Source organism: Rhizobium sp. NZLR10 (genome assembly GCF_019685125.1).
GTDB lineage: Bacteria > Pseudomonadota > Alphaproteobacteria > Rhizobiales > Rhizobiaceae > Rhizobium.
On sequence record NZ_JABDWE010000036.1, the window covers coordinates 1 to 11,086 of the forward strand.

Annotated in this window: 7 protein-coding genes and 5 pseudogenes; 10 read left to right on the top strand and 2 right to left on the bottom strand. The window is 55.4% G+C overall.

Annotation, left to right across the window (positions count from 1 at the left end; genetic code table 11):
• The 3 genes and pseudogenes from HJB82_RS31320 to HJB82_RS31865 form a co-directional block, all read left to right on the top strand.
• A pseudogene (locus tag HJB82_RS31320) lies at positions 1-257 on the top strand (CapA family protein); the annotation flags it as partial.
• 235 nt (positions 258-492) lie between these two features.
• Positions 493-2,136, top strand: coding sequence for an MFS transporter (locus HJB82_RS31325; protein WP_221142363.1), 1,644 nt, complete (start codon positions 493-495; stop codon positions 2,134-2,136).
• 245 nt (positions 2,137-2,381) lie between these two features.
• Positions 2,382-2,552, top strand: a pseudogene (locus tag HJB82_RS31865) (DUF1989 domain-containing protein); the annotation flags it as partial.
• 153 nt (positions 2,553-2,705) lie between these two features.
• Here HJB82_RS31865 and HJB82_RS31330 read toward each other — a convergent pair.
• Entirely contained in the window at positions 2,706-3,494 is a 789-nt protein-coding gene (locus HJB82_RS31330; RefSeq protein WP_311044419.1) for a helix-turn-helix transcriptional regulator, read from the bottom strand.
• Positions 3,495-3,711: 217 nt separating this feature from the next.
• Here HJB82_RS31330 and HJB82_RS31335 point away from each other — a divergent pair, with 217 nt between their 5' ends.
• From HJB82_RS31335 to HJB82_RS31365, 7 genes and pseudogenes are all read left to right on the top strand, one after another.
• The gene (locus HJB82_RS31335) at positions 3,712-5,139 is read left to right on the top strand and encodes a C69 family dipeptidase (protein WP_221142364.1); all 1,428 of its coding nucleotides are present in this window, start codon (positions 3,712-3,714) and stop codon (positions 5,137-5,139) included.
• 26 nt (positions 5,140-5,165) lie between these two features.
• Positions 5,166-6,341 (top strand): M20 family metallopeptidase, encoded by a 1,176-nt coding sequence (locus HJB82_RS31340; RefSeq protein WP_221142365.1) that lies wholly within the window; start codon positions 5,166-5,168, stop codon positions 6,339-6,341.
• A 219-nt stretch (positions 6,342-6,560) separates the two neighbouring features.
• The gene (locus HJB82_RS31345; protein ID WP_221142366.1) at positions 6,561-8,165 is read left to right on the top strand and encodes an ABC transporter substrate-binding protein; all 1,605 of its coding nucleotides are present in this window, start codon (positions 6,561-6,563) and stop codon (positions 8,163-8,165) included.
• On the top strand, positions 8,165-9,106 hold the full coding sequence (locus HJB82_RS31350; protein ID WP_221142369.1) for an ABC transporter permease: 942 nt from the start codon (positions 8,165-8,167) through the stop codon (positions 9,104-9,106). The genes HJB82_RS31345 and HJB82_RS31350 overlap by 1 nt, the downstream gene beginning before the upstream one ends.
• A 1-nt stretch (position 9,107) precedes the next feature.
• Positions 9,108-9,989, top strand: a complete 882-nt coding sequence (locus HJB82_RS31355; protein ID WP_221142367.1) for an ABC transporter permease — start codon at positions 9,108-9,110, stop codon at positions 9,987-9,989.
• 1 nt (position 9,990) lies between these two features.
• Positions 9,991-10,579, top strand: a pseudogene (locus HJB82_RS31360) (ABC transporter ATP-binding protein); the annotation flags it as partial.
• Between the two features lie 23 nt (positions 10,580-10,602).
• A pseudogene (locus HJB82_RS31365) lies at positions 10,603-10,740 on the top strand (transposase domain-containing protein); the annotation flags it as partial.
• 99 nt (positions 10,741-10,839) lie between these two features.
• Here HJB82_RS31365 and HJB82_RS31370 read toward each other — a convergent pair.
• A pseudogene (locus HJB82_RS31370) lies at positions 10,840-11,086 on the bottom strand (hypothetical protein); the annotation flags it as partial.

The following is an 11,086-nucleotide window of genomic DNA, read 5'->3' on the forward strand; positions in this document are numbered from 1 at the left end:
CGATATTCTACGAAAGCTTCATTGCAGTGAGCCGGTTTGAAAATAATCAGCTCGCGGAAACGCGGTTGTATCCCATCGAACTTGGCCACTCCAAAAGGTTTGCCAACCGCGGTGTTCCGCGTCTTGCCCGTGGGCAGCAAGGCCGGGCCATTCTGCAACGGATCCAGGAGCTGTCAGAAATATATGGAACTAAAATTGGCATCGAGGACGATGTCGGCGTTGTAACATTCAAGCCTAGCACGAGGGACCAAGCCTAAACTGCCCAGTTGAGTGTCCTTGTCCTTCCTTTAAGCTGCGTATTGGCGCATCGGCTTCACTCCCACCGTTCCATAAGGCTAATGTGCAATGCTATGACATAACAAGCCCGTTTAGGCACATTTGATGCGGAACTCCTGCATCGAATGGCCGAAAAACGGCGAAATCCGCCGTGCGATGACGCATAATCTGCGGCGTCGCAGAGACATCTTGGGAGTTTGAAAGAGACACGACGAAATGCAGCATGCCGATCCGCAATCCGGTTTAACGACCACCTCGGCGCCTCTCAGGAATCCCGCGTTTCGCGCGATCTGGACCGTAACGCAGATCTCCAGTCTTGGATGGCTCGTGCAAACGGTTGCCATCAGTTGGATGATGGCGACCATTTCAGCGTCCGATCTGATGGTCGCCTTGGTGCAGGCCGCGTCGACGTTGCCGGTGTTCTTCCTGTCGATCCTTGCTGGCGCCATCGCCGACAATTTCAGCCGCCGATGGGTTATGTTTGCAGGACACTGCCTGTTGGCGCTGGCGTCAACGACATTAGTGGTTTCTGTAGGACTGGGATTTATCAGTCCCTGGCTCATCCTCGCACTAGGGTTCCTCGCCGGCTGCGGCTTCGCCTTGAATGATCCAGCCTGGCACGCCTCCATTGGCGATATATTGCACAAGCGCGACATTCCGGCCGCGGTGACGCTGACGTCTGTCGGATACAACACCGTCCGCAGCGTTGGTCCGGCTTTGGGCGGCGTAATCCTGGCTTTCTTCGGACCGCTAGCCGCTTTCGCCCTTTCAGCGCTGTGCGATCTGGCGCCGCTTGGTGCCATTTGGCGCACCAAATGGCACGTCCGCGCTTCGCCCCTTCCGCGTGAGAAAATGACTACGGCTATCCACGACGGGCTGCGCTTCACGGCAATGTCCTTCGAGATCAGGTCAGCGGTCGCCCGGGCGACATTGTTCGGCTTGGCCAGCATCTCTATCCTCGCGCTGCTTCCTCTCGTCGTCCGCGATCGCTTGGAAAGCGGGCCCATCGTCTACGGCATTCTATTGGCCGGCTTCGGCGGCGGGGCTTTCGTCGCCGGCTTGTGCAACAGCTTCCTCCGGCGGATCATGTCTCAAAACAAGCTGGTGGCGGTCGCTTCTATTGCCTGTGCAGCATGCTGTCTTTCCATTGCTCTGACGTCGTCCGTTGCGGTGGCGGCTCTTGCGCTGGCACTCGGGGGTGCTGGATGGCTCATCACCTGGACGGGCATCGACGTCTCGGTGCAGCTTGCCAGTCCAAGATGGGTTGTCGGCCGCACGCTTTCGATCTACTACGCCTTGAGCGCTGGCGGCATGTCTGCCGGCAGTTGGGTCTGGGGAACCGTCGCTCAGAACTATTCGCTGACCTGGGCTCTGGAGGGAGCAGCAGGGGCTCTGTTGCTGGTCGCTGCGGCGGGATTACTTTTCCCCGTGCGTCCGTGGGAAGAAGCGGACCAGGAAAGTTCGGATTTCCATCCGCCGGACCTGGCACTCGATCTGAAGCCCAGGAGTGGTCCGATCGGCGTAAAGATCGAGTATTCAATATCCGAAGCGAACATCGAGGCATTTCTGGGTTGCATGCGCGCTAGGCGCCACGTCCAAAGCCGTGCCGGTGCCCATAACTGGACGCTGCAGCGCAACCTGCAAACGCCCTCAATTTGGACCGAGACATTCCGCACGCCAACCTGGTTGGATTTTCTTCGCCTCAACTTTCGGCTTACGGCCGCGGACAAGTACCTCGTCGAGCAGCTCCATGCCCTGCATGATGGAGAGCTTCCGCCGCAGACGGTGCTTTCGATCGAACGTACGACGGACGCAACTCGCGCCCGGCCCATCGAAGTCGTTTCGCGGCCCCTGAGGTGATGCCGACATGAATCCATCACCAAACGAACAGCTTGGCTTGCCGCGGACTTCGGCCCCGAAGTCTGGCGAACATCACCTCGACCGGAGCCGGTCGAACTTCGCCTGCTTTAGCTAAAATGGCATCACCCTATGCCGCGCAGGGCCACTCGGCTGCCGTTGACCCTCTTCCAACGGCCGCCGCTTTTTCTCGTCGCGTTCAGGCGGCGCTGAGCTCCTCCCAAGGCAAGGTGGCTGTCGTCGGACCAGTTTATGACGTACTGAATGTCTTTATGTGTACGGGATTTACACGAGACACTGGCCAGTAATTCATGAAGGCGAGTCCGGTGCGTCCCGGCGACTACCTGGAGTCTTTCGCCGAGATAGATCTTCTCGGCTGTATGTCGGCCTGCCCGGGTGGCGGCTGCTCGTCCGAGTATCGTCTTGCCGACACCCAAAGTGATCAGGTGATGTCTTGAGCAGGCCTACAAGCACAAGTTCGCGCGAATCCCTAAAGCATAGCAGCTTTGAAGACGTAGCCGGAGAGCACCTTAGCTCCGAAGACTGTATAGAGTGTCTTCCTTTAGGAGTTGTCACATTGGCCCCAAGCTCAAAGTGCCCGAAATGCCGGCCGCGTGCATATATTTTCGGATACGTGGGTCGATCCTAACGTCATTCTTCTTGTATGATCCGCAAGCCCTCAATTGTTCTTTCACGTCCACCATCCTCCCTAGATATTTCCACGCGATCGGCGATGCGAACGGTTGCCGGTAAACATGCGAGGTCATGCCGAACGTCAGCCCGGTGAGGATATCCAAACTTTTGCGATAAGAGGGATAAAGAACGGACTCCACTATGGTGTCGGCCGACAACGTTTCAAACTCGAGCAAAAATAAACAGTTCCCAAGAAATGTGGCCATTCCTTCATATTTCAGTATTTCCTGCACTTCCTCGTGCGGCCCCGTTCGCTCGATTGTTTTGCTGCAAACCCTTCCTTCCCATTCGAAGAGAAGGACTACCGAACGGACGACCACGTCTTGCTCGGAGGGAGTAAGAAAATGCGTGTGATAGTAGCCGAGCATGGTCCGAAGCCTCTTCAAATCCCCGGGAAAGGCGCGGTCGATCAATGACGTCATTCGGTCGCGGCCTGACAATTCCTTCAGCCGTGCGGGTATTCCCACTTCTTTGTTCGGGTCAATGAGTTCGTTGATGCCAACTCCGAGGCCAGTGGCAATCCGTTGCAGATTGTGTTGTGACGGGCGAACACGTCCCGTCAAGTATCTGTCAAACTGTTGCCTGTTGAGACCGAGCATGCGGCACACGTCAGAGACGGAGCGATAATGCGCACAAAGACTGCGAAGTTTTTCTGAGAAATCACTCACCGGGGAATTCCTTGCGCTACTTTGCGCAGAATCGCGCAATCCAGAGCAAAGTCAATGAAAAATGCGCGATTGTTGCCCGAGGCTCGTCTTACTAGCCTCTGGTCAAAACAACGGGAACACAACCTACCCACTACCTATCTGGATGATCCCCGTCGCCGAGCGACCGGGGCTGTGTGCGGTTCCTCGTCAAGGGACCAGCGTGTCAAAAGGGATTTTAATGAGCTACGGCATTTATATTGGCAAGAACCACACTGGCGACGGCATTGCCTACTTGGCCGGTTATGGAGATGAGCCTTCAAGCCACTGGCTGGATATTGTCGGCCGGAAACAACACGCAGAAGGAACTACGATCAAGGTTGGCGTCACTGCCGACGCACATCTGCCTGGCGCAATGAGTGAGATACCGCAGGCGAGGGAGACTGCAAGACACATTTGCGTCAACTACAGCTACTTTAAGGGCACGCCGGCCCCACTGACGAACGGGGGGCTAAACGAGTATGGCGTCGCGGTCCGAGACATTTGGTCCGAATCCCGGGCCGAGCTTATTTCCATGACGCCCCCGGACCAGACGGGCCCAAACTACAGTGACCTTTCCCGTATCGTCCTTGAACGGGCGAAAAGCGCTATCGACGGCGTGAAACTTATGGGAGATCTCATAGCCCGGTATGGTCACGCGACCTATGGAGGCAATTCTCACATCATCGCAGACTCGAATGAGGCATGGGTCATTATTCAATTCGCGGGTGGGCAGGGTCTATGGGCGGCGGAGCGGCTGGGCGAAAACTCCATTCGAGCGTCTCGACCAGGCTACATCGAAGAAATTCCAATTGGGAGCCAAACGTCAGGCGACTTTCTTTACTCAGCCAACCTAGTCGACTTCGCGGTCTCGCAGGGATGGTACGATCCCACTTCTGGCGACAAATTCAACGTCAACAAAATATACGGAGACGGAAAGGGCAAGTGGGACGGGGTATGCTGGATAGAAAGTGAGTTGGCGACCTTGTCTAAGCGGCCACAGAAAATAACCGTTGAGGACATTTTTTGGGCGATTAGAACCGAGCGACTGACAGGAGAAACGGCAGGGTACGGGCAGGTCGTCCCACTCGCAGATGAAGTTTATCCCGAATCGAGAGTGCTTTGGCACACCCACATCGGGGCGGTAGCTGCACCGTTCGTTCCAGTATTCATGGGCATCCGCGAAGTTGTGCCAGAGTTTAGAATGCATCGTTACCTTACCGATGGCGAAGCTGAATCCTATCTCGATACTCGATACTTCGGCAGCAGGGTATCTCACGTCACACAGCAGGTCGAGTCGACGCGTTCGGCGACCTACGTTTTCAAGCGGCTATTGAACCTTGTTTTCAGAGACAAGGAGGTGTTCTTGCCTGAGGTCACTGCTTTCTTCAAAGCTTCTGAGCAGATCCTGCTGAATGTTTGCGTGGATGTCTCGAAGACAGCTCGTATTCTGCTCGATGCGGGAAAACCCACGTTGGCCGAGCGATATCTTACCTATTTCACTAATACGGAGCTTATCAAAGCGCTCGACTCTGCCGATCAACTGGCTAGCGCACTCGACGTTCGAAGCCGAGCGCTACATGCGACCCGCGTCCAGAATGGGCTACTTGGCCCTGACCTGATCTTGTAATCGCACCTCATAGCGGAAAGACAACGATGCTCACGAACGATCTGCTATCCCGCGAGGAGCGCGAAGCCGTCATCGAAATGCGGCATGCTATGCATCGGGAACCCGAGTTATCCAATCAGGAGACCAAAACACAGAAGCGGATCATCGAAACGCTGAAGCGATTTGGATTGAGTGGAGCGAGAACGTTCCACAATACCGGTGTCTATATTGACATTGAAGGCCTGGCACCCGGTCCAAGACGTTCGATTGCCTTGCGCGGCGATATTGACGCGCTTCCTATCCAAGAGGACCGGGACGATCTCCCTTACCGTTCGCAGGTCCCGGGCCTGATGCACGCATGCGGGCATGACATGCATGCCTCGATCGCCCTCGGAACCGCTTTGGCATTCCACCGCATGAGAAATAATTTCTCCGGCAAAGTGCGGGTGATTTTTCAGCCTGCTGAAGAGGCAGAACCCCTTGGGGGGCGCACTGTCGCAGAAGAGGGGTTGTTGGTGGGGTTCGACGCTGCGGTGGGTTTCCATGTCGACACCGATATTCCGGCAGGATCCTTTGGCGCCCGTGCCGGCGCAGTAACAAAATCCTCCGAACAGTTCGAACTGAACATTATTGGCACCATGGCGCATGGCGCGGAGTCCCATGCGGGCGTTGACGCCGTCACAATAGCGGGGGCCTTTATCAATGAGGTTCAAAAGGTGGTGTCACGCGAGATGCCCGCCGATGACGGTGCAATCATCACCATCGGCACCATCCACGGGGGCGAGGCGACAAATATCATCTGCCCCTCAGTCGTGATGACAGGAACGATCCGGACCAGCACTGCTGAGCGGCGCGGCCTATTGGTCCAGCGAGTTCGCGAAGTGGCCGAGGGTGTGGCCGCTATGCATCGCGGGCGGGTGGAATTCATCTCTCAATTGGGCGAACCTGCCGTCGTCAATGATGCAGGGATGGTCGAGCGTTTTCGTCAGATGGTCGTCCGGTTCGCCGGCGAAGACAAGTATGTGCAGGCAAAACCGAGCTCCGGGAGCGATGACTTCGGTTTTTACTCCGGTTGTGTACCCTCAATCTACTTTCAGTTTGGAAGCAGAGAGTCATCAAACGAAGCGGGGGTACACACGCCCACCTTCGGAGCGTCCGACGACATTCTCATTCCGACCACCGAGCTTGCAATACAATATTGCTGGGAGCTTCTGCATCAATAACCAGCATTAAAGGCTGGGGTGGCAAGCAATGTCAAACAGTGCAAGGAAACATTGAAGACGTACTCAACTAAGACTTAGTGCGACTCGTCTACTTCAGGCGAACTTCTAAGGTTGAATGATCTGTGAGCGGTGCCCGACCTATGTAACGGGGGCCGTAAGATGTGCTACCAACTGTTTCAAAACAGTTGCATGACTTAACAATGAAAAGGGGAACTACATATGAAAATTTCTCGTCGCGACCTTGTGAAGGCAAGCTTAGTTGTGGGAACGGCATTGACGGTTCCAGAGATTCTGCGGGCGCAGACCCTACCACGCTTGGATAGGACGGTTCGCGTCGTTGTAGGGAATCTCACCGTATTCGACCCAGTCGTCACGACTGCGGATGTTACCTGGAACCATGCCTTTGCGATATACGACACATTGTTCGGCGCAGACGCAAACCTCGAGTCCCAGCCGCAGATGGTGGGGAAATGGGGCATGTCTGACGACAAGAAAACGTACACTTTTGAACTCCGCGATGGTCTTGGCTGGCACGACGGCACACCAGTGACCGCCGCGGATTGCGTCGCCTCGATCCGCCGCTGGGCCGAGGTCGCTCCAAGCGGGGCGTTATTCAAATCGCGGATTAAGGATATCTCCAGACAGGATGATAGAACCTTCACAATTAGTCTAAGCGAACCATTCGGAGCCCTTATTTCAATTCTTGGCTTTCAAGGCCCGTTTATGATGCGTGAGAAGGATGCCAATCTTCCTCCAACTGAGCAGGCGATTGATAACATTGGCTCAGGCCCATTCAAGTTCAATCATGCTCTTGCAAGGCCCGGCGCAAGCTTCGCCTACGACCGCAATGAGAAATATGTGCCGCGCGAAGAGGCACCAAGTGGCGTGGCCGGTGGGAAAATCGTGAAGGTGGATCGGGTCATTTGGGACAACGGTCTATCTTCAGATCAACAAACTGCGTTCTCTGCACTGCAGGCAGGCGAAGTAGATCTGTTGTACTCGCCGCCATCTGATCTACTTCCGGTCCTTGAAAGCGATCCCAGTCTTGAACTTGAGGTGCTAGATCAGGCGGGGCAAGACTATTTCCTGCGCATGAATTGCCTGCAGGAACCCTTCAATAATGTGAAAGCTCGCCAAGCGATGCTTCACCTTATTGATCAGGAAGCCTTCCTTCACGCCGCCTTCGGTGAATCAACTTATGTTAAGCCCGTGACGTCCATTTTCGGCAACGCTACGTCGATATCCAACGATGAAAATACGGGATGGTACAGGAAGGGCGGCGACTCGGAGAAGGCGAAGCAACTCTTTAGGGAAGCAGGTTATGCCGGCCAGAAGATTGTGATTCTGCAAGCCACTGATTGGGCCGAGGGCAGTAACATGTCACAACTTCTTGCTGCGGCATTGCGGAAGATAGGGATAAATGCCGAACTCGCGCCGAGCGATTGGGGCGGTCTGGTCGCTCGTCGGGAGAAAAAAGAACCTGTTGAGAACGGCGGTTGGAGTATCTTCATATCTAGTGATGCCGAAGCGGTGAGAGGCAATTTCCTCGCATCAACCACCCTTCCGATGAGTGGTGAGCGCGGTTGGTATGGCTGGCCCGAGAATGCGGAATATGAGGCGCTGCGGGCGGAATTCGTGAATCTCGAAACCCTGGCGGAGCGCAAAGCAGTAGCCCGCAAGTTACAGCGGATATGGTGGAACTATGTGCCTGAAGTACTCCTCGGCCAAAGTACTGGCCCAATTGCGCGCCGTACGTCCCTGACGGGGCTTATTGGAGTGCCAGCTATTCTGCCTTATTGGAACATGCAGAAAGCACCGGCTTGATGGTGGCGTACATTATTCGCAGGTTTGTTTCGACCATTGCCGTAATGGCAATGGTCGGGACATTTGTATTCATGCTTCTTAGGATCGCACCTGGCGATCCCGCTGCAATGATCGCCGGCAAGTCGGCCAACACGGAAACGATTGCCGCGATCCGCGAGAAGCTGGGCCTGAACGATCCTATGCTGATCCAGTTCATGCATTGGATGAGAGATCTGCTTGGCGGCGACTTCGGCACGTCGATTTTTGCCGGACGCCCCGTCGTTGAGCTTGTGGCGCAGCGGCTTGAGCCAACCCTCTCTTTGGCAATCCTGACGATGTTACTTTCTGTAACGGTGGGGGTTTCGTTCGGTATCCTTGCGGCTTGGCGAACTGGCGGTTCAATTGACCGCTTTCTCGCAATATTTGCAGCACTTGGCTATTCGGTTCCGGTCTTTGTGACCGGATACTTCCTCATCTACTTCTTTGCAATAAAAACTCACTGGCTGCCGGTTCAGGGATATGCTCAATTCGACGCTGGGATTGGTCCTTGGTTCATTCGGCTAATCTTGCCCACAGTGGCCCTAAGCCTCGGCTACATTGCTTTTATCGCGCGAGTGACTAGAGCGAGTATGCTTGAGGTCCTGTCGGAAGATTACATGCGAACGGCCGCAGCGAAGGGCGCGTCGTCCTACGCGCTACTTTTCCACCATGCGCTTAAGAATGCAGGTGTGCCGATATTGACTGTTATTGGCATTAGCTTCGCCTACCTGATCGGCGGCGTCGTCCTCACCGAAACTGTATTTAATATTCCCGGTATCGGTCGTCTGATCGTCGATGCGATTAACAACCGCGACTACCCCATTATCCAGAGCGTACTCATTCTAACTTCAGGTCTGTACGTTCTCATCAATCTTGCAGTCGATCTTGCTTACACGCTTATCGACCCGCGCATCAGGTACTGATATGACGCTCCCCTCTGCAACTCTCGAAACTGCGCCACCGGGTCACGTAAGGCGTTCCGGATTCGTCCGTTTAGCAAGGCGGCATCCGCTGGTGCTGACAGGCGGCAGTGTCATGGCGCTTTTGCTCATTCTCTCGCTCACCGCATCGATTTACGCAGGCGATCCGGGAAATATGGATCCATTCAAACGTCTCCAACCGCTCTCGGCCGAGATGTGGCTCGGTAGCGACAACCTGGGCCGCGACGTATTCGCTCGAACGATCTTCGGCGCGCGTGTCTCGCTCTTGGTTGGCTTGCTGTCGGCGGCCTGTGCTGCATTGCTCGGACTCATGATCGGGATACTCGCTGGTTATAACCGCATGTTCGATAGCATCGTTATGCGCGTCATGGATGGGCTGATGTCGATCCCTACGATCTTGCTAGCCATTGCGCTCATCTCTTTAACCGGTCCAGGGATCAGCATTCTCATCGTAGCAATTGCAATTCCTGAGACGCCGGCAGTCGCGCGATTGGTCCGCTCAGTTGTCCTTAGTGTTCGGGAGCGTCCCTATGTTGAGGCGGCAATTTGCGGCGGTGCGCGGCTTCCTAAGGTGTTATGGCGTCATATCCTGCCTAGCACCTTGCCGGCGCTAATGGTGCAGAGCGCAACCGTTTGCGCAAGCGCGATCATGACGGAAGCTGGGTTAAGCTTTCTCGGTGTAGGTGTACCGACGGAAATTCCGAGCTGGGGCAATATGATAGCGAGTTCTCGCCTGTATCTCGCCATCTCCCCCATGACAATCTTTGCTCCCGGGATATGCCTTGCAGTTACTGTTCTTGCGGTCAACCTGCTCGGGGACGGGCTACGCAATATGTTCGATCCTCGCGCGAAACGGAGGCGCTGACATGCAAATCCAGAAGACAAAAGGGGAAGATATACTTCTCGATGATCGGAACCTTGAGACGCACTTTTATGGGGAACAGAGTGTTACCCGCGCGCTCGGCGGCGTCAACTTCCAGGTGATGAAAGGCGAGACCCTCGGTATCGTTGGTGAATCAGGATGCGGCAAGAGCGTCACAGCTCTCTCGATACTTCGCCTTTTGCCAAAGACAACCGCTAGGACTGTTGGTGGTGAGGTCCACTTTCACGGCCGCGACCTCCTTACGCTTTCCGATCGTGAGATGCGGAAAATCCGTGGAACCGGATTGCCATGATTTTCCAGTAGCCCATGACAAGCCTGAACCCGGTCTACACGGCTGGTCGCCAAATTGCGGAAGCGGTCCAGATCACACCAGGTCCTCGCGTTCGACCGCGACGGCCAAGGCCGAAGAACTGCTCCGCTTTGTTCATATCGCGGATCCCGACCGCCGCATTGGCAACTATCCTCACGAAATGTCAGGCGGGATGAGACAACGCGTCATGATTGCCATGGCCCTAGCTTGTTCGCCGGAACTGTTCATCGCGGACGAACCGACGACGGCACTCGATGTGACGACATGGCCGCGCTGATCATGAGTGTCAAGCTCAACGACATCGATCCGCAGGCCTGGCTTGCTGACGTCCTGGCCCGCATCGCCGACACGCCAATCAGTAAGCTGGAGCAATTGCTTCCGTGGAATTGGCAGCCGCACGGACTAAACGCTCAAGCAGCCTAACCTGCGGCCTTCACCCGATGCGTACGCGGCGATCACCTCGTCCCCGGGTGCAATCTGCGCTGGCGCGAGAAGATATGAGCTGCAGAGTGTTCCTATTCCTCAAAGGTCCAAAAATGGTGTGATTGTCCAACTGACCAAGTCGAGGGCTTGCTGAAGTAGGGCTGTCGTCTGATCACGGCTGGGCGAAGCGGCGATGATATGTCCGATCAAATCTCGGTCATCGCCCTTTCTGACAATTGGTGTGTTGGGATGAACATACATCTTGACCTCGGCGATGCCCGGTATAGCGGCTGCACGATTGGCGCCCTCGATTCCATCGAGCATGCCGTCGCGATCAGGAACCAGG

What these genes read in the sequence shown, in the direction of transcription:
- HJB82_RS31325 (WP_221142363.1), top strand. Translation starts at nt 493, where the DNA reads ATGCAGCATGCCGATCCGCAATCCGGTTTAACGACCACCTCGGCGCCT.
- HJB82_RS31335 (WP_221142364.1), top strand. Translation starts at nt 3,712, where the DNA reads ATGAGCTACGGCATTTATATTGGCAAGAACCACACTGGCGACGGCATT.
- HJB82_RS31340 (WP_221142365.1), top strand. Translation starts at nt 5,166, where the DNA reads ATGCTCACGAACGATCTGCTATCCCGCGAGGAGCGCGAAGCCGTCATC.
- HJB82_RS31345 (WP_221142366.1), top strand. Translation starts at nt 6,561, where the DNA reads ATGAAAATTTCTCGTCGCGACCTTGTGAAGGCAAGCTTAGTTGTGGGA.
- HJB82_RS31350 (WP_221142369.1), top strand. Translation starts at nt 8,165, where the DNA reads ATGGTGGCGTACATTATTCGCAGGTTTGTTTCGACCATTGCCGTAATG.
- HJB82_RS31355 (WP_221142367.1), top strand. Translation starts at nt 9,108, where the DNA reads ATGACGCTCCCCTCTGCAACTCTCGAAACTGCGCCACCGGGTCACGTA.